This window comes from Oceanobacillus manasiensis (assembly GCF_000724085.1).
Taxonomy (GTDB): Bacteria; Bacillota; Bacilli; order Bacillales; family Amphibacillaceae; genus Oceanobacillus_B; species Oceanobacillus_B manasiensis.
In genome coordinates this window covers 802308-822846 of sequence record NZ_CCDL010000002.1, presented here as the reverse complement: position 1 = coordinate 822846, position 20539 = coordinate 802308, and the positions used below count along the sequence as shown (strand labels likewise).

General features: G+C 36.1%; 27 protein-coding genes and 1 pseudogene. 11 read left to right on the top strand and 17 right to left on the bottom strand.

Annotated elements, in window-relative coordinates; genetic code table 11:
• The first annotated feature begins 20 nt into the window (after positions 1–20).
• Genes BN985_RS13385 through BN985_RS13375 form a run of 3 tightly spaced genes read left to right on the top strand, consistent with a single transcriptional unit; the run spans position 21 to position 2219 of the window.
• Entirely contained in the window at positions 21–278 is a 258-nt protein-coding gene (locus tag BN985_RS13385; protein ID WP_042223980.1) for a cory-CC-star protein, read from the top strand.
• Positions 279–304: 26 nt separating this feature from the next.
• Entirely contained in the window at positions 305–1237 is a 933-nt protein-coding gene (locus BN985_RS13380) for an ArsA family ATPase (RefSeq protein WP_156960128.1), read from the top strand.
• Between the two features lie 4 nt (positions 1238–1241).
• Positions 1242–2219 (top strand): quinone oxidoreductase family protein, encoded by a 978-nt coding sequence (locus tag BN985_RS13375; RefSeq protein WP_042223978.1) that lies wholly within the window; start codon positions 1242–1244, stop codon positions 2217–2219.
• A gap of 74 nt (positions 2220–2293) precedes the next feature.
• On the opposite strand, the gene BN985_RS13370 is transcribed toward BN985_RS13375, so the two are convergent.
• The 8 genes from BN985_RS13370 to BN985_RS13335 all read right to left on the bottom strand — a co-directional run bounded on the left by BN985_RS13370 (position 2294) and on the right by BN985_RS13335 (position 7292).
• Positions 2294–3523, bottom strand: a complete 1230-nt coding sequence (locus BN985_RS13370; protein WP_042223977.1) for a dicarboxylate/amino acid:cation symporter — start codon at positions 3521–3523, stop codon at positions 2294–2296.
• A 75-nt stretch (positions 3524–3598) separates the two neighbouring features.
• A complete protein-coding gene (locus tag BN985_RS13365) occupies positions 3599–4456 on the bottom strand; it encodes a DUF421 domain-containing protein (protein ID WP_042223976.1) in 858 nt (285 codons plus the stop codon).
• Between the two features lie 24 nt (positions 4457–4480).
• Complete coding sequence (locus BN985_RS13360; RefSeq protein WP_042223974.1) at positions 4481–4681, bottom strand: DUF1657 domain-containing protein; 201 nt, start codon at positions 4679–4681, stop codon at positions 4481–4483.
• Between the two features lie 11 nt (positions 4682–4692).
• Entirely contained in the window at positions 4693–5043 is a 351-nt protein-coding gene (gene spoVAE, locus BN985_RS13355) for a stage V sporulation protein AE (RefSeq protein WP_042223972.1), read from the bottom strand.
• Positions 5040–6056, bottom strand: a complete 1017-nt coding sequence (spoVAD, locus tag BN985_RS13350; protein WP_042223971.1) for a stage V sporulation protein AD — start codon at positions 6054–6056, stop codon at positions 5040–5042. The genes spoVAE and spoVAD overlap by 4 nt, the downstream gene beginning before the upstream one ends.
• Complete coding sequence (gene spoVAC / locus BN985_RS13345) at positions 6056–6535, bottom strand: stage V sporulation protein AC (RefSeq protein WP_042223969.1); 480 nt, start codon at positions 6533–6535, stop codon at positions 6056–6058. The genes spoVAD and spoVAC overlap by 1 nt, the downstream gene beginning before the upstream one ends.
• A gap of 18 nt (positions 6536–6553) precedes the next feature.
• Entirely contained in the window at positions 6554–7021 is a 468-nt protein-coding gene (locus BN985_RS13340) for a YhcN/YlaJ family sporulation lipoprotein (RefSeq protein WP_042223968.1), read from the bottom strand.
• A 64-nt stretch (positions 7022–7085) separates the two neighbouring features.
• Entirely contained in the window at positions 7086–7292 is a 207-nt protein-coding gene (locus tag BN985_RS13335; RefSeq protein ID WP_042223966.1) for a DUF1657 domain-containing protein, read from the bottom strand.
• A gap of 279 nt (positions 7293–7571) precedes the next feature.
• Here BN985_RS13335 and BN985_RS13330 point away from each other — a divergent pair, with 279 nt between their 5' ends.
• Positions 7572–7934, top strand: a complete 363-nt coding sequence (locus BN985_RS13330) for a hypothetical protein (RefSeq protein WP_042223965.1) — start codon at positions 7572–7574, stop codon at positions 7932–7934.
• A gap of 60 nt (positions 7935–7994) precedes the next feature.
• Here the strand turns inward: BN985_RS13330 and BN985_RS13325 are convergent, their stop codons facing one another.
• Positions 7995–8315 (bottom strand): HPr family phosphocarrier protein, encoded by a 321-nt coding sequence (locus BN985_RS13325; protein ID WP_042223962.1) that lies wholly within the window; start codon positions 8313–8315, stop codon positions 7995–7997.
• A 359-nt stretch (positions 8316–8674) separates the two neighbouring features.
• Between BN985_RS13325 and BN985_RS13320 the strand changes: the two genes are divergently transcribed.
• The 3 genes from BN985_RS13320 to BN985_RS13310 all read left to right on the top strand — a co-directional run bounded on the left by BN985_RS13320 (position 8675) and on the right by BN985_RS13310 (position 12546).
• On the top strand, positions 8675–9088 hold the full coding sequence (locus tag BN985_RS13320; protein WP_042223961.1) for a YwpF family protein: 414 nt from the start codon (positions 8675–8677) through the stop codon (positions 9086–9088).
• A gap of 137 nt (positions 9089–9225) precedes the next feature.
• Positions 9226–10590, top strand: a complete 1365-nt coding sequence (locus BN985_RS13315) for a TrkH family potassium uptake protein (RefSeq protein WP_042223960.1) — start codon at positions 9226–9228, stop codon at positions 10588–10590.
• An 18-nt stretch (positions 10591–10608) separates the two neighbouring features.
• The gene (locus tag BN985_RS13310; RefSeq protein ID WP_052360681.1) at positions 10609–12546 is read left to right on the top strand and encodes a putative bifunctional diguanylate cyclase/phosphodiesterase; all 1938 of its coding nucleotides are present in this window, start codon (positions 10609–10611) and stop codon (positions 12544–12546) included.
• 44 nt (positions 12547–12590) lie between these two features.
• Here BN985_RS13310 and BN985_RS19355 read toward each other — a convergent pair.
• The 4 genes and pseudogenes from BN985_RS19355 to lepB form a co-directional block, all read right to left on the bottom strand.
• Positions 12591–12668 (bottom strand): annotated as a pseudogene (locus BN985_RS19355) (YjcZ family sporulation protein); the annotation flags it as partial.
• A gap of 176 nt (positions 12669–12844) precedes the next feature.
• On the bottom strand, positions 12845–13996 hold the full coding sequence (locus tag BN985_RS13300) for a S1C family serine protease (RefSeq protein ID WP_232225588.1): 1152 nt from the start codon (positions 13994–13996) through the stop codon (positions 12845–12847).
• 15 nt (positions 13997–14011) lie between these two features.
• Positions 14012–15172 carry a zinc ribbon domain-containing protein gene (locus BN985_RS13295; protein WP_042223956.1) on the bottom strand — a complete coding sequence of 387 codons (1161 nt, stop codon included), beginning with the start codon at positions 15170–15172 and terminating at the stop codon, positions 14012–14014.
• Between the two features lie 325 nt (positions 15173–15497).
• Positions 15498–16022 carry a signal peptidase I gene (lepB, locus tag BN985_RS13290; RefSeq protein WP_042223954.1) on the bottom strand — a complete coding sequence of 175 codons (525 nt, stop codon included), beginning with the start codon at positions 16020–16022 and terminating at the stop codon, positions 15498–15500.
• A gap of 201 nt (positions 16023–16223) precedes the next feature.
• Between lepB and BN985_RS13285 the strand changes: the two genes are divergently transcribed.
• A complete protein-coding gene (locus BN985_RS13285; RefSeq protein WP_084157551.1) occupies positions 16224–16400 on the top strand; it encodes an aspartyl-phosphate phosphatase Spo0E family protein in 177 nt (58 codons plus the stop codon).
• 12 nt (positions 16401–16412) lie between these two features.
• Here BN985_RS13285 and BN985_RS13280 read toward each other — a convergent pair whose 3' ends face one another.
• Complete coding sequence (locus BN985_RS13280; RefSeq protein WP_042223951.1) at positions 16413–17564, bottom strand: aminotransferase A; 1152 nt, start codon at positions 17562–17564, stop codon at positions 16413–16415.
• Positions 17565–17677: 113 nt separating this feature from the next.
• Between BN985_RS13280 and BN985_RS13275 the strand changes: the two genes are divergently transcribed.
• Entirely contained in the window at positions 17678–17848 is a 171-nt protein-coding gene (locus BN985_RS13275; protein ID WP_084157550.1) for an FbpB family small basic protein, read from the top strand.
• 105 nt (positions 17849–17953) lie between these two features.
• Positions 17954–18289 carry a hypothetical protein gene (locus BN985_RS13270; protein WP_042223949.1) on the top strand — a complete coding sequence of 112 codons (336 nt, stop codon included), beginning with the start codon at positions 17954–17956 and terminating at the stop codon, positions 18287–18289.
• 217 nt (positions 18290–18506) lie between these two features.
• Here BN985_RS13270 and BN985_RS13265 read toward each other — a convergent pair whose 3' ends face one another.
• The 3 genes from BN985_RS13265 to BN985_RS13255 all read right to left on the bottom strand — a co-directional run bounded on the left by BN985_RS13265 (position 18507) and on the right by BN985_RS13255 (position 20123).
• Entirely contained in the window at positions 18507–18722 is a 216-nt protein-coding gene (locus BN985_RS13265; protein WP_042223948.1) for a hypothetical protein, read from the bottom strand.
• Between the two features lie 61 nt (positions 18723–18783).
• Complete coding sequence (locus tag BN985_RS13260; protein WP_042223947.1) at positions 18784–19245, bottom strand: YkyB family protein; 462 nt, start codon at positions 19243–19245, stop codon at positions 18784–18786.
• A gap of 296 nt (positions 19246–19541) precedes the next feature.
• On the bottom strand, positions 19542–20123 hold the full coding sequence (locus BN985_RS13255) for an SCO family protein (RefSeq protein WP_042223945.1): 582 nt from the start codon (positions 20121–20123) through the stop codon (positions 19542–19544).
• A gap of 200 nt (positions 20124–20323) precedes the next feature.
• Here BN985_RS13255 and BN985_RS19575 point away from each other — a divergent pair, with 200 nt between their 5' ends.
• Complete coding sequence (locus tag BN985_RS19575) at positions 20324–20488, top strand: hypothetical protein (RefSeq protein ID WP_156960127.1); 165 nt, start codon at positions 20324–20326, stop codon at positions 20486–20488.
• Positions 20489–20539: the final 51 nt, after the last annotated feature.

Sequence of the window (20539 nt, the reverse complement as noted above, 5' to 3'; positions counted from 1 at the left end):
TTTTAAGGAGAGATAGGATAATGCTAGAGAAGATCAAGCTACTAATTGACTATTATGAAGAGGTTCTAAGTATGCCACATCGACAAGAAATAGCTAGAGAACTACGGAATGAGGACGATGTGTTCCTATTACTTTTATATTCTGAAATGATAGGTATTCCGAACCCGGTCTATTACTATACGTTGGAGCTCTATCCATATATGATTGAGAAATTCCATGATTGGCATTTACGTATGGGAATGGAGAAATCACCATTATCAGGAATTCGATGCTGTTAAAATTTATTTTTAAAGGAGAAGATAAATTGATAGAAGAAACAAAAAAAATAATATTCGTAGGCGGCAAGGGAGGTGTTGGTAAGTCTACCTCTGCTGCAGCCATGGCTTGGAATCTATCCCAAAAGGACTACCGAACATTATTAGTATCCACTGACCCTGCACATAATTTAGGAGATATTTTTGATTGTAAAATAGGTGGAAGCATTAAAAGTGTTACTACTAAACTATTTGCATTAGAGATTGATCCAGATATTGAAACAGAAACGTATATACAACGTGTTAAATCTAATATTAAGGGTATTGTCCATGTGGGAATGATAGAGGAGGTGCATCGACAGCTTGATACAGCCAAGGCATCACCTGGGGCAGATGAAGCTGCTTTATTCGATAAATTAATTTCAATTATTTTGGAGGAAAGTGAAAATTTTGATAGAATAGTATTTGATACGGCTCCTACAGGTCATACAATCAGATTGCTTTCTCTTCCAGAATTAATGGGTGTCTGGATTGAAGGGCTTCTCCAAAAGCGACAAAAAGCAAACAAAAATTACTCACAATTGCTAAATGATGGAGAGCCGGTAGAGGATCCAATATATGATGTCCTTAAAACGAGGCAAGCCCGTTTTTCGAAAGTTAGAGAGATTCTTTTAGATTCAGCGCAAACGGAATTTTACTTTGTGTTAAACGCGGAAAGACTTCCTATTTTGGAAACAAAAAAAGCAATAGACTTGCTTGGACAATACAGCATACATGTGAACTCGTTAATTGTGAATAAAATTCTGCCTGTTGAAGCTGATGGAGTGTTTTTGGAAAAGCGCCGGGCACATGAGCAAGAGTACATTCATAAAATTAAAAAGATGTTTAAAGATCAAAAGTTCGTATTTGTACCGCTTTTTTCAGAAGATATAATGAGTAGAAGAGGTCTAGCAGAATTTAGTACATATCTAGAAAGGGGATAAAACATTGAAAGCATTTGTTCATGAATATGGTGAGTTAAAAGTAAAAGATATGGAGGAACCGTCCCCAGGAGAAGGACAAGTTGTGGTGGCTATAAAAGCAGCAGGGTTAAACAGGCGGGATCTATATATTCCAAATCGTCGAGGAGAAAATAAAGAGGCGTTAATCTTGGGCTCAGATGGTGCTGGTGTAATTGAAGCGATTGGCAGTGGAGTACAAAATGTGCAAGCAGGGGATGAAGTAATTATTAACCCTGGCTTGCGTTGGTTTGAAAACAGTGATGCCCCACCTGCTGAATTTGATATTTTAGGCATGCCAGACAATGGGACTTTTGCTGAGAAGATTGTAATATCCTGTGAACAAGTAGAGCACAAACCATCCCATTTATCCTGGGAAGAGGCGGGCGTACTCGCGTTATCTGCCTTAACAGGATATAGAGCATTATTTACAAAGGGGCAAATTAAAGAAGGGGAAACGGTATTTATCCCAGGAGCCGGTAGTGGAGTATCTACATATCTTATTTCATTCGCCAAAAATGTAGGTGCGCGAGTTATTGTGACATCAAGAAGTGAAGAGAAACTAAAAAAAGCAAAATCACTAGGTGCAGATATTGCTCTACTTGATAGTGAAGACTGGGTAAAGCAACTTGAAGAAGAGAAGGTCGATCTAGTTATTGATAGTGTTGGTCGGGCTACCTTTAAGCGTTCCCTGGATGTATTGAAGAAAGGTGGACGCATGGTTGTTTTCGGAGCAACCACAGAGGATACCATCGACTTTGACCTACGCTCCTTTTTCTATGGGCAATATCAGTTAATTGGTTCTACCATGGGAAGTAGACAAGAACTGAGAGCACTTTTGGACCACATCAAAAATTTCAAAATGCACCCTGTTGTTGATAAGTCTTTTACACTTGAAGATATGCAGAATGCGTTTGATTATATAGAGGTAAATAAACAATTTGGCAAAATTGCTATAACATTTTAATATGCAAATAAAAAAGGGAATCAGAATGTAGTATAAACTACGTTCTGATTCCCTTTTTAAAAATTGTTTCTTCTCTAATTTACTTCGGCTTGATTGATCCAATCTTTTCCTTCTATTTGCCTTGTTACAAGCATGCTCGAAACTGTATCTCCTGTAACATTTACCATTGTTGCTGGCGGATCCACGACTACACCAATGGCAGAAATAATTGGTAAAGCTTCCATTGGTAACCCATAAAGGCTGATAATCATCATCTCACCCATGAAACCGCCTCCTGGTATACCACTCATAACAATACCAGAGAGAAGACAAATACCAATCGCGGTGAAGAAGGTATCCCAACCACTAAAGTCCATATTAAAGACACCAAAAACGAAAGCAATTTTTAACATGGCAGATAGACAGGAGCCATCCATATGAATGGTTGCCCCTAGTGGTAAAATGGTCTCTCTAACATCCTTGGGCACTCCAATTCGCTTTGCTGCCTGTAGGTTTACAGGGAGAGATGCTATACTACTACCTGTACCTAAAGAGGTTGCGGCAGGGGAAAGGATATTTTTCCAAAACAGAACTACCCCAAGCTTACCGCCAGCTATAAAAGCGTATAGGGTGAAACCAATGGCAAAGTACAAAACAGCCACTGGATAATATACAATTACCGCTTTTGCATAATCTCCTATTAAATCTGCTCCAAACTCTCCAATAAGTGCTGCAAAGTATGCCCCTAATCCAATTGGTGCGTAATACATGACTAGCTGGACAAGTTTCATGAAAACTTCAGAGCCACTTGTCAGAAATTTGCTAAAACCAGCTGATTTTTCTCCGGTTAAAGCTGTTGAAATACCTACTAATACAGAAAATATAATAAGTGCAAGCATATTTTGCCGAGAAAATAGATCTACAAAATCAGACACAGTAAATGTGTTGACAAGCTGTTCAGAAAGTGTCATTTCTTCAGTGCTTTCAGGAGTCTCTAGCGGAATATCTACGCCTTGACCTGGCTGGAAGATAACCGTTGCTACGAGCATGAAAACTGCCGCAATAATACCTGTTACAACAAAGACGCCCATCATAGAACCCATAATCTTACCAAGTCGTTTCATGCTATTCATACTAGCAATGGCAGAAGATATGGTGAAGAATACTAAGGGTATAACAATCATAAAAAGTAAATTTATAAATAGGTCTCCTAACGGTTTAATGGCCGTAGCATCTTCCCCGAAAACCAATCCAATAATAGATCCAATAATAATGGAAATAAGGAGGATAAGAGGGAAGCGGTATGCTTTCATTTTTTCTTTCATTTCTATTCAGTCCTTTTCGTCTAATTGCAAGAATGCCGCTCTTCATTTTACACGAAAAAGATAAGTTGTAAAAGATTATTTTAGATAGAACTGTACAAGATCGATTGCAGTCTTAAGCTTTTGACTGTTCTTTTCATACATTTGTTTTGTTTCTTCGTTATTCGTGGCTAGTGCGAAAAGTTCCAAATCTGCCTGGCACTTTTTCAAGGTTGCCAATAGAAGTGGCTTCTCAGTTGGCTCGGGGACCGCAATCTTATCGTCATATAGATCAACTGTTAATTGACCATTATTATCAGCTTGAGCTAAGAAGACATTTTCAATACTGACATTCATTTTATCTAGTTCTGTCTCTAGCCAATTTGTGTTTAAAGATAAGTTTGCTAAAGGCTCTAATAAGACTTTTCCATCCATAATTACTGCCTGGGGTTCTTTCTGGGGGGCTAATTTTAAACCTAGATCCTTAGCTGTCAGAGGTTGGTTTTCCTTTTTGGGTAATACACTTAATGTACCGGAAGGCTCCAAAACTGCAAACTCAACATCAGAAGCAAGGAAGACATTATTATCCCGCAATTTTTCAAGCAGGTCATCTGTCGAATATCCTTCCTTCTTGAGATTGTCTTCCATTATCTTTCCATCTTGAATGAACACAGTACTCTTTCCTTCAGTAAAGTTACGAAATGACTTACTTTTTAAGGAAATAAACTCTACAGCAAAGGGAATTAAAAACCATACTGACATGGCGATTAATCCATAAAAAATATTACTTTCGGGATCGATTGTGTGAATTGCCACAATGCCTCCCAAAACAATTCCCGAAATGTATTCAAATATATTGAGTTGTGAAATTTGCTTTTTCCCAAGCCACTTGGTTAGAAAAAATAAAACGGTAATAAGAAGAAGCGATTTTCCGATAATTATGACCCAATCTGGCATCTCGTTTTCTTCCTTCCAAAATTTTTAGTTGTATTGTGGTTCTTCTTTGCTTAGTAAAATGACCTGTTTCTGTAAGTCACTTTTTATCTCGGATATAATGACTGCCGTTTCCTTGAAGGCCTGATAGGATTTTTGATCATAGGACTTCTCGGCTAACATTTGCAAGGATGCTTCCGCACTTTTTACGGAAGCAAAACAGGTTTTAACTTGGGATCCTACTGTCATGATGGCACCTCCTATCCTTTTGGTTTAAAGATTATAGCGCCAATTACACCAAATATAATGGCAGCTGATATACCAGCACTAGTTACTTCGAACATACCTGTTACAACACCAACCAATCCATGCTTTTCTGCCTCTTGCATAGCTCCGTGCACAAGAGAGTTACCAAAACTCGTTATAGGAACAGTTGCTCCAGCGCCAGCAAAATCAATAAGTGGCTCATATAACCCCACTCCGTCCAAAATGGCTCCTACTACAACCAGAATGGTTAATGTTTGTCCGGGATTCAATTTGAATACATCGAATAAAATCTGACCGATAACACATATTGCTCCACCGATAACAAACGCCCAGAAGAAAATCATAATCCATCACTTCCTGACTCAATGGAAACGGCATGTGCAATACATGGAATAGGATCCTTTTGTTGAATGCTTAACGGGGAATGTAAAGACCCTGTAGCGACGAGCAACATTCGTTTGATCTCTCCCCTTTTCAGCTTGTTCAAAAAGTGGCCGTATGTTACAACAGCCGAACATGCAGGGCCACTTGCACCTGCCATAACCGGCTGTCCTTCTCTGTATATTGTTAAACCACAATCAACATATTGGGCATCCTTAATGTTCAAACCTCTCTGCTTAAGGAGGTCAAGCGATACCTCTCTTCCAATATGTCCTAAATCACCAGTTACAATCAGATCATAATAGGATGGGTCAACGTTCCTTTCCTTAAAATGAGTCTCGATTGTGTTTACAGCAGCTGCGGCCATCGCTCCTCCCATGTTAAATGGGTCTGTAATCCCCATGTCAATGATTTTTCCAATTGTTGCAGAGGTGACCACAGGACCTCCACCTTCTTTAGCTATAAGTGCACATCCTGCCCCAGTGACAGTCCATTGTGAAGTGGGGGGCTTCTGACCACCGTATTCAGTTGGGTAACGAAATTGCTTTTCAGCTGTTGCATTGTGACTAGAAGTGCCGCTAAGTATATACTCTGCACCCCCACTGTTAATAAGATAAGCTGAGAGTGCAAGGCTTTCTGCCGAAGTTGCACAAGCACTAAAAATACCAAGGTAAGGGATACCAATTGTTTTTGCAGCAAAGCTAGTAGGAGTGATCTGATTAATTAAATCACCGCTAATAAAAAACTGTACCTGTTCTTTCTCGATATTGCTCTTTTTTAATGCGATTTGACAAGATTCTTCCATCAGCATCTGCTGTGCTTTTTCAAAAGAATCCTGCTTAAGCCACATATCTTCATGGAGAATGTCAAAATCCTTCGGAATATTTCCTTTCGCTTCAAAAGGCCCCCCTACAACCCCAGTGGAAATGATGGTTGGTTTATTTTCAAAAATCCAAGTTTGGTGTCCACTTAGCATCAGATAACCCCCCATTTTATTAGAAGGGTTTTTACTAAGGCAACGAGGAATGCTGAGAAAACACCGTATACAATGACAGGTCCGGCAAGCTTAAGCATATTACTTCCTACACCTAATATAAATCCTTCTGTTTTATATTCAATTGCCGATGAAATTACCGCGTTACCAAAACCAGTAACAGGAACAGCAGAACCTGCTCCAGCAAATTGACCAATCCTATCGTATATACCAAATCCTGTAAGTAGCATAGTAATGAAGATTAATGTTGCAGTGGTAGGATTTCCAGCTGTTTGCTCAGTAAAATGAAAATAATATATATAGAAGGTTGATATTAACTGGCCGATAAAGCATATGAAACCACCAACAAGGAATGCCTTTATGCAATTTAGCAATACGGGACGTTTCACTTCACGTTCTTCCTGAAAAGCTTGGTAGTTCTGAGCTTCTGGTGGTAAATTTTTCTTTTTTTTATCTGCCATTTTACCTCACTCTTTTCATTAAGTCTGTTCTTTGGATAGCTTTATAATTTCTTTCACACGTTTTTCCACTTTTTTCTTCGATATTGACTCAGATTGCAACTTTTCTTCCAGTTTCTTTAACTCAATTACAATCTTTTTATCTGTAGTAAGCTCCACTTTGTGGTCTGGGAACTTTTTTTTCATTTCTTTCTGAAGTTGCTTACGTATTGAGGTGAGGTTAAATCGTTTATTTTGTTCTACTTGAACAGCTATGATTAATTGTTTTGTAGTATTTACAGCTTTAACCTCTGTAATTTCTTTATATTTACTCAATGCGTCTTTAGCTTGGTTAGCCGGATGCTGACTCGTATCGTTATTCTTGGTAGAAATATGAGTCAAATCCAATTTCTCATTCGCTTTATTAGAAGGCTCTAGTGCTGATTCGTTCCCACAACTGCTAAGTATACAAAGTAGGCCGATAAGAAACAGCCATTTTTTTATGGTCATTTTCTCACCCAATCTTTAAGGAATAGTCAAAGGATTGGTAAACCAATCCTTTGACATAAATATATTAAAATCCTTTATATTGTGGTTCTTCATTCTCCATTTGTTGAACTCTAGGTTCAACAGATTGCAGAATAGACATTGTTTGTTGTGCTGCGCTTTCGTATAACTTTTTTGCTTGTTTGTTTTCTGTTTGTAAGGCAAACTGTTCAAAACTTGCCTGAGCACTCTTTAATCCAGCAATGGTCTGTTTTACTTGGCTACCAACAGTCATTTGTGTGTCCTCCTCATGAGAATGTCACTACTTATAATGCTTAAGAAGAGGGAGATATATACCGTCAATTAATTTCCTTTTATCTCCATTTTTTATTAATAATTTGTAAAAGTTGAAACATTACAACCTGTTTATTCGTCTTACTATAAAGCTAATCATTACATTTCACTTTTTAGTAGGAGCGATACAATGAAAAAAATATATATGTTCTTTGGTATACTTCTTATTTTGTGTCTATCTATATTAATGTACCAACAAATTGTAAGGGGGAATACGCTTTTGGTAGAACCTAAATCTTTTTCAAAGCAAAACGGAGATTTTATTTTACATATTAGTGTAAACCAAGTACAGGAAGGGATAGAAGTTCGACAATCTATTCAATATATTGGTGAACAATCAATAGAAATTAAACATCAGTCACCATTGGTTTCTGTTGCCCTAAAGGATAAGAAACATACATTTACAGGGAGTATGGTAACGAAAAAACTTAGCAGTGGAAACATTTATTACCCTCAAGATCCAATTGTGCTTCCAAATATCAAAAACATTAAAAACTGTTCTTTATATGTAAAAGCAAGATTATTTACGGAAAGTATGGAAAGGATAAACATCGAGCATGTTGAAGAGTTAAAGTTGAATTAAAAAACGAGCCCAGTTATAAAACTGGGCTCGTTTTTAAAATGTGTTTGTCTAGTAATGTATTTAAATAAGGATGGATTTATCTGTTTCCATTATGTTTTCTTTTCTAATTTCTGTGTTTATGGTTTTATCAAGTAATTGTGTAATCGTTTGGTATACTTCTTTTGCATCCTCGCCATCAATAATGAGAACGAGCGATTGATCTTTTCGACATAGTAGAAAAAAAGACAAGATCTTTGGAAGTTTTTTTGCATCTGCGATAAGGTGATCACGGTACAGGTACATTTTTACATCGTTCTTAACAGCGTAATGATTAATTTTTACAATGTCTTGGGTGTGAATATGTTGATTCAATTGTATCTTATATGATGATAGTTCTGACATTTTAATCTCTCCTCACAGCTTTTTTATTCCACCTTAAATGTCAGTTAGAACCCATTTCAAAAAAAGAGGGATTCAGGCATTTTCTGGGTCATTAACTGCCAGTAAAGGTCCGATTCGTTTAACTTCTTTTGTGGGGGAGGTAAAGAACGCCCCGCCCAATGAAGCCTCCTTTATTAATTAGTTACCCAACTGCCAAGCGCCCAAAACATTTTATAATTATAATAATATATTCAATTGAACGCTTTTCTGATACACTTTTAGTGTTAATCAAAAAGTGCCTTTATCTAGCCTTCACTGGCAGTAAGCCCCCCACAAAATGAAGTTTCAATTTTATCTATTTGAAATGGAGGAAGAAGACTATGAAAACCTTTAAATTAAAAAGCCTACAAATTTTAGAACCAAATGAAGAAGATATTATTCGCCACTCAGTAGACTTATTGGATGGATTAATAATAAATAGAGAAGATGATCAGTTAAGATGGACGATAGAAGCTTACGTCAATCGCAAGTATTCTGCATTTTTACGCAGACTTTTTGATGAAAAAAATGAAATTATTATACGAGCAAAAATAACAACAGAAAGCAATGAACCTGCCATTTTTATTACAACGATAACAGGCGTAAATGATATTGGTGATAATCTGAACGTATTATTTCTTGGCAGACTTGTCGACCATAAAACGAGCAAGGTAGAGACACTACTATCTACCTTAGTGGAGGAAGGGTACCTGGGAAAGTCCCTATTACCAGCATTTAAGCAAAGGATAATGTGAGGAAGTCCTTTTTCATGAATGGCTAAAATTGTCGAAATGACAAGCAATTCTAATCACTGACTGTTATAATGTTAGTGACTTTATATTTAAAGAAAAGTGAGCAATTGGTATCTTTTTAAGCGTTAGGAGTTTGAAGTATGAAGTATTGGAATCCACTATTTAAATGGATAAATAAATTATCACCTGTACAGGTGTTACTTGTTTTTTACTTTTTTGCGGTAATTGTTTCAACAATTTTAATGTCATTTCCTTTTGTTTACCAAGAGAATGTACGTGTTGAATTTATTGATATTTTATTTACTGCAGTAAGTGCTTTAAGTGTTACGGGTCTTAGTACAATTACTGTAGCAAACACCCTTAGCACTCCTGGAATTTTTATCTTAGCTTTCATTTTGCAACTGGGTGCAGTGGGGATTATGGCTATTGGTACATTTATCTGGCTATTATTGGGAAAAAAGATTGGTTTAAAAGAACGTCGGCTTATAATGGCTGATCAAAATCAGACTACTTTCGAAGGAATGGTTCGTTTAATTAAGCAAATCGTCTTCGTACTACTTACCATTGAACTAATTGGATTTATTGTTTTGGGTACATATTTCTTACGTTATTTTGATTCACCTGCTGAGGCATACTTACAAGGTTTTTTTGGAACGATTAGTGCTATAACTAACGGTGGATTTGATATAACGGGCCAGTCTTTAATCCCTTATCGGCATGATTACTTTGTACAGTTTATTAATATACTACTTATTATTTTTGGAGCTATTGGATTTCCTGTTCTTATTGAGGTTAAGGAGTATCTATTTGAAAAGGAAGAAAACAGGAGAAGAATGCGATTTAGTTTGTACACGAAATTAACAACTTTTACTTTTTCTGTGCTCGTTGTCATAGGTGCGTTATTCATTTATATTCTTGATTTTAACCATTTTTTTGCAGGAAAATCATGGCATGAGTCTTTTTTCTACGCTTTGTTCCAATCTGTCACAACTCGAAGTGGCGGACTTTCGACGATGGATGTAACCCAATTAACGGAGTCCAATCATTTGTTTATGTCGTTATTAATGTTTATTGGTGCTTCTCCAAGCAGTGCTGGGGGCGGAATCAGGACTACAACCTTTGCCCTTGTGGTGATTTTTATCATTACATATGCACGCGGTGGAAGCAGTATTCGTATTTTTAAAAGAGAAGTGTATGATGAAGACTTGATTAAAGCAGTGGCAGTGGCACTATTGGCCATCGTGATCGTGTTCGTGTCCATGCTTATCATGTCGATTATCGAACCATTTTCATTATCCCAAATCTTATATGAAGTCACTTCCGCTTTTGGTACAGTAGGTTTATCTTTAGGCATCACCAGTGATTTACAGCCAATTAGTAAGATAATATTGATGTTGTTAATGTTTATAGGACGAGTAGGGATCATTACGCTATTATTTACTTTTAAAAACAGAAAGAAAAGCGGTAAGTATCGTTTTCCTAAAGAGAAAATTATCATTGGCTAATGTGGAAGGAGCACAATAATGGGGGACAAATTATTTCCATTTAATCAAGAGTTGCTATCTAATTTAAAAGAGCCCATACTGTTTGTCAGTCAAAGTGGTGAAATTTTGGCAGGAACTGACTCAGCGTATGATCTAATAGGATACGATGTAGATAATGTTTCAGCAGACATTAGGGAGTACTTTAATTACGATAAATTAAAAGCTTCAGAGAACTTCCCTTGCATTTTGCCATTAAGTCGTGATCATACGACCATTATTGAAGCCAAGAGTATCCCCTTAGAAAAGGGGGCTTTTGGAATTCTTCTTAAATCTCTTTCTGTTCCTGACTCAGTGTCTTCTAAACTAGATGATACTGCAAATGAAAGTGATGGTTTACTAATACTTTCTGGAGACCGAATTTTGGACAGTAATGATGCATTCGCGTCAATCTTCCAGTATTCGAGAGCCCAGTTGAAAACACTGAGCTTAGGCGAGATTTTACAGCTTAATAAGGAGAAAGTAAGCGTTAATTGGTGGAAGGGTCCAGAAAACGGAATCATCACAGGGTGGAAAAGGAACGGTGCACCTGTTTATATTCAAGTAATAGATTATGCTAATCATCATGCAAAAAAGAACGCCAAAATTTTCCTGATAAAGAATGTGACAGAAAAGATAAAGAATGAAAAGCAGATTGAATACATGGCATATTATGATGAGTTAACAGATTTACCAAATCGTAACTTTTTTATGAAAATACTTGATGAAGCAATAGTCAATTCAAAAATTGAACAGAAACTTGCTGCAGTTTATTTTCTTGATATAGATTATTTTAAAGAGATTAATGAGACCCACGGTTACTCATTTGGTGATAAGTTATTAAAAGCATTGAGCCAAAAATTAAAGTCTTTTCTAGGGCCGGATACTTTCATTGCTCGGATTGGCGGAGACGAATTTCTATTGCTTCAAAACGGAATAAAGACAAAGGAGCATACCGTAAAGCTTGCTGAGGAACTCATCGCAGAATTCGAGAAACCGGTAAAAATAGGGGAAAATGACATTTATACATCCATTAGCATCGGGATTAGTGTTTATCCAAATAATGGGGGATCACCTGAAGCATTGCTTACTCATGCGCAGTCAGCGATGCATGTAATTAAAGAAAAGCACCGAAACAATTATAAAATGTTTGAAACATCCATTTCAGAAAACTTTAAGTCAATGTTGACTATGGAAAGTGATTTAAGAAAAGCATTACAAAAAGATCAGTTTGAGTTACATTATCAACCTCAAAAGAACTTACTTACAGGGGAAATAGTAGGGATGGAAGCGTTACTTAGATGGAAACACCCTGTAAAAGGCTATATTCCACCGTTGGATTTCATTTCTCTAGCAGAAAGAACCGGGCTAATTATTGAGATTGGTGACTGGGTTATGTATGAGGCCTGTAGACAAAATAAACTATGGCAAAGCAAAGGGTATGAGCCGGTCATTGTCAGTGTTAATTTATCAGCGAAACAATTTCACCAAAAGAATCTTGTCACAAAGATAATGAAAACGCTCAAGGAAACAGGATTAGAGCCAAAATACCTTGAACTGGAAATTACTGAAAGTATGGCGATGACTAACGAAAAGTATATTCTTACAACTTTAAAGCAATTAAGGGAGCTAGGGGTGCTTGTCTCCATTGATGATTTTGGAACAGGATATTCATCATTACGTTATTTAAGTGTGTTCCCAGTTACGAAATTGAAAATTGATAAAACGTTTATGGATGAATCACAAAAGCAAAACAAAGCAATTGTGAAATCGATTATTCATATGTCGCATTCTTTGAATATGAAGGTAATTGCTGAAGGGGTAGAGACACATGACCAAATTGAATTTCTCATAGCAGAAAATTGTGATGAAATGCAAGGTTATTATTTTAGCAAACCACTTCCACCTGGAAAATTAGCCCAGTTATTGTCAGCAGGGTAAATAAAAGTAGCTTGTGCTATTATTACAATAGCACAAGCTTGTTATTAGCAGTAAAAAGCTGCACCTACAATGATTAAAAGAATAAAAAGCACTACGATTAGTGCAAAGTTATTTCCATAACCACTACCTCCGCCGCCACAACATGAGCCGCCGAATCCGCCATAGCCGTAACCCATTCTTTTCACCTCCCCTTGTTCTTACAGTTATACTATATGTATAGAGTTTAGATTTGTATAGACGAATACCCAGTTAAAAAAATAAACCTGTAACCGAAATAAGGTTACAGGTAAGTGGGGAGTTAACTTTCTTGATGGTCAGTAATATCCACAATTTTTAGTTGGTCATTTTCATAATCTATTGTAAATTCGAACGTAAGTTTCTTCTTATCTGTTTTCTCTTTGTTTTCGAGTTTACTCTCCACCTCTACATCCACTGTGGTTTTGACTACGCCATTTTCGGTGGTCTCACTGTTGAGGTCACTATATTCTAACTTTACTATATGAATATAACCTTCACGAAATTCTTGATACGATGTCTGGGATTGCATATTGCTACCGAGCAGGGTATAAGCATTGACATAATCCCTTATGTCGATACTCTCTAAGAAGTAGTCAATTAAGTATTCGGCATCTTCTACAAATTGCTCAGGACTATCTGTATCAATGATATCTGTGGTGCTTGTGAAATCAAGATTCTCTGTTTGTGCTTCATTAGACCATTTTTCTATATCACCGATTACTTCTTTTGTCGGAATACTAAATCCAATTGTCCCATCCTCAGTGCCTACAGAATTAATGCCAACAACCTTTCCTGTATTTCTGTCAATTAAAGGGCCACCACTATTACCATGAGTAATTTGGGCAGAGATTTGATAAACATTAGAGTAATCAAATCCATCAACTGAGAAATTTCTTTCAGCACCTGATATGATGCCTAAGGTCACAGTATTTTGAAAACCATGAGGGCTACCCAAGGCAATTATTTCATCTCCTATTTCTGCATCAAGATCTTTTTCAACCTCTAAATAATTCTTACCAGAGAGTTGGGGAACTCTTATGACAGCGATGTCGAGATTTTCGCCAAGACCGACAATGGCGGCTGGATATATTTGGGCGTTGGCAGTTCTCACGTATATTGTATCTGCATCATGGATTACGTGAGCATTGGTAATAATATCTCCTTTTTCATTATATAAGAATCCAGAACCGGTAAGCGTACTCTCTTCATTTTGGGCTTCAATTTGGATAACATTTTTTTCCGCTTCATGAATGATTGATTTCAGATCTAATGTTTGAACATTAACATTAACTTTGTTAATGGTTGGGTTGTTGACTGTTAAGTCTTCCTTATCCCATGAATTGTATATCATAACTGTGAGTACGATTCCTGCCGTGAGTAATAGAACAGAAAGAATAATTGGTACGTACTTCTTTTTTTGCAATAAAAACACCTCATTTAGAGTAAATCAATCTGTGTACCATGTAATCTTTTGTACTTCAATATCCAAATTTTTTCCTTTTTCATCTATATCAAAATGGGTGTATTCGAATTTACCCTTCTCGCCAGGATATAGTTTATCCGGAAAGACAAACACCTCGTTAGTTAGTATTTCATTACCTTCCTTTGTCTTAAGAGTATAATTTATTAAGACAGAATTAACAGGTATTGTCGCAATGCTCTTTACTTCACCTTGCACAACAAGTTTTCCTTGATCATCCTTTGACAAGTCAACATTCACAAGTTCGATAGCATTTGTTTCATTCAGCTGTCTTTCTTCTTCAGCTGTTGTCATAGCTTGTTCAATTCTTTCCTCCTGTGCTGATTCAAAAGCTACCTGCTCTTTATCAATTGTTGTCTTCAGGCTTTGGAGTTTCTCAGAATCAGGCGCATACTTTAGTCCGTCCTCCACGATAATTTGAGCGTCATTAAATTGTTTGCCGTTTAATTGCTCATTCGCTTTTGTATAAGTGAAATCCACTATTTGATCTCGGATGCTTGTAGTTATCTCTTTCGCTTCTGTATTATCTATTGCTTCCGCATCCCAGAGTAATATTTTTAATTCATCTATATTTGAATCTTTGTTGAGTACAGTCTTTATTTGCTCAAGCTTAATATTATTTCTTGTTTCACCGATTTTTGAAATGAGGCGATTTACACCAGGCCCATTAAAGGTATTTAAATTGCTCTCAGAATCATTAATAAGGGATAGTGCTTCTTGAAAATTATTTTCATTAAGAAGCTTTTCTGCCTCCTCGAGTGAGGATTCTGCCTTGATCGCTTCATTCATAAAATTTAAAGAAACTTCTGCTTGTGTGAAATGGGGCTTATAGTCTAACGCTGTTTTAAATGCCTTTTCAGCTTCAGAGTATTTCCCTTCTAAAACAAGTTCTTCACCATTCGCAAATAAAGCCTCCGCCTCGTTTGTCTTATTTTCTAGAATTAAATAGAATACACCAGAAAAGAATATAATTCCAAAGAAAACGGAAAGAGGGAGCAACCATAGTTTGTTGAATTTCTTAGATGAAATAAACCGCTCATTTAAATCTAGAGGTAGTTTTTCACCACATGTTATACAATAATGTTCGTTGTTTTTTATAGATGATCCACAATAAGGGCAATATAGCATGATAGCCTCCCGAAATCTCTTGAAGTTTGTCATATGCAAGTATATAACCTCATTTTATCACATTTTTGCTTTATTTAGGGAGAAGATATTGATATGATAGTAGGGAAACAATAGGTAAGGTCGCTAGGTATAAGATTTGTTTTCAGGGGGGTGCACTTAGCGTGGAGGCAGTATTTGGAATCGTTTGTTTTGGAATCCTTTTATTGAACATTGGTTATTGTTTATATGATAATGAGAGATAAAAAAAAGACAGACCGCTTGTCTGTCTTTTTTTATTCCGCCATAACAGTAAGTAAGGCCCTAATTTCAAGGTAGCGAGTTGAACTTATCTTGTTAGCGACCACTCATCAAAAGGAAAGATGATAAATTCAGATCTTCCAATAATGTTTTCCTCTTCTATAAAACCGAGCCCATTCCTGCTATCTTTACTAATCGCACGATTATCTCCCATTACAAAGTAATTGTTTTCAGGTACCTCGATTGGCCCATAACTACCTGTTTGCATTTCTGCTTCTTCACTGAGAAATGTTTGCTCGTATTTTTCCCCGTTTATATATAGGCTACTGCCATTGATCTCAATTGTATCGCCAGGCAGACCAATAATCCGTTTTACATAATTCTTTAGAGGCCTTTCGATGATGACGATATCTCCGCGTTCGGGTTCACCAACGAGATAAACTAACTTATTAAAGATTACTCTTTCTCCATCCTTTAAAGCTGGATCCATACTTTCGCCATCTACAATAGATGTTGCGAATAGAAAAGTACGTAAGAAAAGAGCAATTAAAACAGCTATAATGATGGCTTTGGCCCATTCTAACCATTCATTTTTCTTTTTTCGCTCGGTCACCGAAGACATCCTTTCCAAAATACATTTCTCTCTAATAGTAGCATAGTGTGTAATAGTTATCGAGTTTCAAAACCCTTCTAGTTATAAGAAATGAAATATATTATAAGTATCAACAATATTGTATAAAATTACTTGTCACAATCTGTAAATTTATGCTAAAGTAAAGTAAATTAACTAGAAGGGGGAAGACCATCGACGATAATGTGTGCATTAGACAAGCTTTTGAAACGTATCGAATTTCTACGTAAAAAAATGACCGAAGTCGCTCTTGAAAAAGGTTTTACAAATTTAGAATCAGTAGCAATAAGCCAAGAACTTGATCGACTACTAAATCTTTATGATAATATGAAGAATCAAAATTCCCGCAAAGCTGACTAGTTAAGTCTTCTTTTACTGTTGTAAAAATCCTTCTAATCGATCTAAAGCTTTTTTAATTGTGTCTATATCATATGCGTAAGATAATCGCATATATCCTTCCCCGACAGGTGAAAAGCTACTACCTGGAACTAATGCAATTTTACCTTTTCGAACAAGCTCCAAACCAAGCTGAAAAGAGTCTATATTCTCCGTAGGAAATTTCGGAAAGAAATAAAATGCTCCTTCTGGTTTATTCACAGACATCCCCATTGAAACCAATCTTTTATACACATATTCCCGTCTTTCATTGTAAGCCTCTCGCATGATTATAGTATCATCTTTTCCATTTGTTAATGCTTCGAGTGCCGCATATTGACTAATGGAAGAGGCGCAAGAAACATTGTATTGGTGCACTTTTAACAGTTCTTTGGCCAACCAAGCTGGCGCAAGCAAATAGCCAATACGAAAACCCGTCATAGAATGGGACTTGGATACACCATTAATGACAATTGTTTTGTTTTTCATAGAATCAAAGCGGGCTATAGAATAATGTGCTCTTTCATAGACTAGTTCACTATATATTTCATCTGCTAGGATAAATATATCTCTGTCCTCTAATACAGATACTAATTCATTAAGCTCTTCCTTGGTAAAAGAAGCGCCTGTTGGATTGGACGGATAAGGAAGAACTACACATTTTGTCCGTTCTGTAATGAGACTGAGTAAATTTTCTTTTGTTAATTTGAATCCATCATTAGTTGTATCTGCGTATACTACGTTTGCGCCGGCTAGTTTGATATGTGGCTCGTACCCTGGGTAGATAGGTCCAGGTAAAATAACTTCATCTCCAGGATTTAATATTCCTCTAAAAGTAATATCAATCGCTTGGGAGGCTCCAGTCGTAACAATTATTTCATCTTCTGGGTTATAGCTCAACTGATACTTCTCTTCATTATATGCAGCAATAGCTTTTCGTAATTCTAGGATTCCAGCATTATGAGTATAGCTTGTTCTATTTAAGGTAAGAGCATTTACCGCAGCATGTTTTATATGGTCTGGTGTATGGAAGTCAGGCTGCCCGATTGTTAGAGAAATAACATCCTTTTCTCCTGCCACCATATTAAAAAATTTCCTTATACCAGATATTTCAATTTGCTTTAATTTTTGGTTTAACAAATGTTCCATTATATCCTCCTAAGTTTTCCATTGTTTAAATGTTATAAAATGTTCAAAAAATTTAGATGTAAATTACGCTAGATGGGGTATACTGATATAGAATCCTAAAAGGAGTGTATCATATGCGACCAAAAACGTTAAACTTTGAACAACTCTTCCAGCAAAATAAGCAAGAACTACTAGATGATGAAAGGGAAATATCCCAAATTGAACTCCGACTGGAAAAAAGGCAATCTGATAAGGTTTTGCAAAAAAAGAAATTAGAACAAAACAACCCATTAAGCACAAATTAAGACAGGGCATAATTAAACTATGCTTTGGAGGTAGGGAAAGTTTTGGTATAAATTCTACCATTATCGTGGACAATGCTAAAAAGAAGTAGGAAAGGAAGTATAGCATTGTTCATACATATCATTACAATCACACAAAAATATGAATCAGGGGAACCAAATTATATACTCTATATTCTAGTAACACTTGGTTTAGTTCTTGGGTATGTATCGATTAAACCAGTTATTAAGTGGTTCATAAAACACAAAACATATACACTATTAAGCTATATTATGATCAGTTTTATTCTATTTACGGTTGTTTCTTCTATATATTTTTTGTTAGGTTTATCAACAGAATTGTTTCATATTTCTTTAAAAGCTTTGTTGCAGACTTTAGCATGCTTTGGCGGAGGTTTGGTTCTTTGGAATCTAATGAAAATAGCTTTTACAAAATACAGCTAATAAAAGTGAAAATACTCTACTCCTATTAGAGTGAAGTAGACACCTTATATTATCTGGACCATTCTATTAAATATGCTTTATAACAGCGTTAACCGAACAAAAGTTCGAATGCTTTAACTTTTCGGGGGGTACCCCATTCGGTTAAATTTCGATTTTGTTCGGTTATTAGGGGTTAAACTACTTTGAGAATCTTCTTGCGTACGAGTAGTAAAACTTTTTAATCTTCATTTTTAACCTCAAATTCATTGTGCATTGATTCTAACCAAGAAAAGACAGGATGAAAGAATTGTTCAGGGGACCTAATAGATGACGGTGCCGTATCCATTACTTGCTGTTTTTCCTCCTGCGACAATTTTTCATATGCATCTTTTAATGTATGAGTTTGATCAGCATAACGGTGCAATTCATACATAAAATTTTTCAATTCAGTCATTTGGAAGACCTCCTTTTATTAAAGATATTCCTTATAAAAGAGGGTTTAAAACATCATCTAACTAGCGATGTGTTTTTCTGCTCGGTGGCCATTCCATTTTTCCCAAGGAAGAGGGAGTATAGTAGGTTGATTTTTTGGTTGTGGTTATCGACGGAGAATGAGGTTTCCAGTCAATATATTCATAGATCACTTTTTTAGCTTGTGATAGGGACATTTTGCATTGTGGATTGCGATAATTTTCATCAAGTGCACCTAAATGTTTCAATTGTTGGAAATCCTTCTTTGAAGGCGGGATATGAAAATAATAATCCTCTACTTTAACAAGTAATGTAGAATGTTGATTGCTGAATTTTGGATGATCTGAAAAATGTAGTCCAACTTTGTCTGCCTTCTTTTCTTTAAGTAGTCGGTTTATGGTTTCTTTTTTTATATAATATAGATGTTGAGGCTCTGGAGCTGTTTTGGCATGTCTATTTACAGTATATAAGGCTTGAGCAATATCTCTAAGTTGTTGGTTCCTCATAATCTCTCTCCTTTCTTAGGTTTGTATTTGCTTATAACCAGAAAAATATTATAATCTTTTAAATGATATATAGCTTGTCTACATCCTACCTTAAAGTCTCCCATCTCGCAAGATGTATAAAAGATTACATCAGTAGAAATAGAAGGGTTTAAGCTTGCTGATTATATGAACTGTTCTAACAAAAAAGCTGAACGTAATCGGGATATTAGCATCCGAATATGTTCAGCTTTCTCTAAATCATAGGTTAAAAAATTTCTCTGTTATGTTTTAACGCTTCCTAGCAAGTAAAGTATTTATTAGTAAATTTCTTTAAGGTATTGTACAATGTTTTCCATTTCAGCGGGTTGCCTACCATCGAACTTCTTAATAGCATTTCCTTCTGGGCTTACTATGAAAAAGCTAATACCATGCATCATTTGATCAGAATCTGGTGCTTTTTCTAAAGCGGTTTTAAAAGATTTAATGGAAAGCTCTTTAACATCTTGAAATTCATACCCTGTAAGAAGGTTCCAATTATTAAAAGTAGCTCCCCTTGAGGCAGCATACTCTTTTAGTTTTTCGGGTGTGTCATTTTCCGGATCTACACTAAATGAGACAAACTCTACGTCCTCTAATCCTTCTTCTTTTAACATTTTTTGCAAATCGGCCATATTAGAAGTCATGTTTGGACAAACTGTTTCACAATTTGTAAAAACAAAATCAGCAACCCAAAACTTACCTTCTAATTCATTACTATTAAATTCTTCGTTATCCTGGTTTGTATAAGTGAAATCCTTTACATTATATGAAAAGTCACCATTATAGTCTTCCTCACCACAAGCTGTCAAAAGTAATAATAGTCCGAGGAATGGTAATATCAGTTTATACTTATTGGGCATATGTATGTCCTCCATTCTTTTTAAATCCTATTAATTTTAGCATGAAGGCAAATAAAAAACCATGTACAAAATGTTAACAAAGCAGCAGTCGACTAGGTAGAATCGATTGCTGCTATGATAATATGGATTTTAATATGGCTGATAGTATGGTGGTACTTGGTTATAACCATATCCATATGGGTAATATGGTGTAGGGGGGTATGGAGGGTACGGAGGGTATGAAGGATATCCTCCACCCTGAAAGGCACCATATAATAGTGGGCCGAAAGCAAGGCCTGTTAAAAAAGGAAGGACAGGGAAAAATCGCGTATCATCTTGAGACTGATCGTTACGATATGGTATATACTGGTGATAATGCAAGTTAATCTCCCTTTCATTCTTGTATTCCTTTTAGTCTATGCAAGTAATATAAAATG